1 protein-coding gene is annotated in these 514 nt (G+C 38.3%); it reads right to left on the minus strand.

Annotated features, from left to right (window positions below):
* The coding region (locus KZH69_RS20760; protein WP_219319312.1) for a hypothetical protein at nucleotides 1-514 on the minus strand (514 nt) is incomplete at both ends.

Consider the following 514-nt stretch of genomic DNA (forward strand, 5'->3'; position numbering starts at 1 on the left):
GAGTCGCAGAAGCAACATAACCAGTACCATTATTTACCTCATAAGTAACATAAGGAGCAATTCCTCCTGCAGCTGTCAAAGTAACGCTTGCATTAACAGTACAAGTTAAATCTTGAGCCAAATTAGCAGTTAGCGACAATTGTGGTTGAACTACATAATTTACAGTATTCGATGGACATCCATTGGCATCAACAATACTCAATTTGTAAGTTCCCGGAGCGGTTACCGTATAAATTGAACTCGATTGATTCGAACCATTTATAGTATATGTAGCAGGGGTTTTTGAAACTGTTTGACCAACAGAAAGATCTATAGTGAATGGCGTTCCAACATAACATTGTGATGCTGGCATCGCAATTGTTGGCGAAACGTCCAAACCAACACTGATATCTAATTTGAAAGTACAACCATTACTATCTTTTACCCAAACATCATAATTATTAGGTGCTGGAGCTGTAACTGGTAAAACTGCACTGGCACTAGACGTATAATTCGTACTCAATGGCGTAACATT

This window comes from Flavobacterium taihuense, from assembly GCF_019351435.1.
GTDB lineage: Bacteria > Bacteroidota > Bacteroidia > Flavobacteriales > Flavobacteriaceae > Flavobacterium > Flavobacterium taihuense.